The 496-nt window shown below is 44.8% G+C and carries 2 protein-coding genes; one reads left to right on the forward strand and one right to left on the reverse strand.

The window, feature by feature from the left end; all coding sequences use genetic code 11:
- The coding region (locus D7Y13_RS47385) for a hypothetical protein (RefSeq protein WP_208734583.1) at positions 1 to 209 on the reverse strand (209 nt) is incomplete at its 3' end.
- Between the two features lie 57 nt (positions 210 to 266).
- On the opposite strand from D7Y13_RS47385, the gene tnpA reads away from it, so the two are divergent.
- The coding region (tnpA, locus tag D7Y13_RS42230; RefSeq protein ID WP_120631090.1) for an IS200/IS605 family transposase at positions 267 to 496 on the forward strand (230 nt) is incomplete at its 3' end.

Raw genomic sequence — 496 nt, forward strand, 5'->3', positions numbered from 1 at the left:
GCTTGAGCGCACAACGCCCCGTAATGAGGGTTGCGCTTCAATTCATTGATTAAATCGAACGGCCTGACAAACTGGCGAGCCTTGAAATACATCTGACGAGCGTAGTAAACCGCGCAATTATGCAGTTTATTCGACTCTCCGCAGATAAATTCTAGAATCGCCTGCAAGTCTTTGTCGGGCTTGATTAGAGCCTGCTGACATCCAAACATATTTGCCTGCCTCCTTGTTGTTATCATAGCATTTAGCAACAGATTGAATATGAAGAAATGGCGAAACTATCCGCGAAAGATTTGGAATATCGACACGAAGGCAATGCGGTTTCTTTGTTGAATTTGCACTTCGTTTTTGTACCAAAACGACGCAAGGCTGTTTTGGTTGGCAAGGTTGCAGAACGCTTGCAAGAAATCATTTTCGAGTTAGTCGTTGAGCACCGCTGGCGATTAATTGCCTTGGAAGTCATGCCGGATCACGTTCATCTTTTAGTGAATATCACGCC

It is taken from the genome of Corallococcus praedator (assembly GCF_003612125.1).
GTDB lineage: Bacteria > Myxococcota > Myxococcia > Myxococcales > Myxococcaceae > Corallococcus > Corallococcus praedator.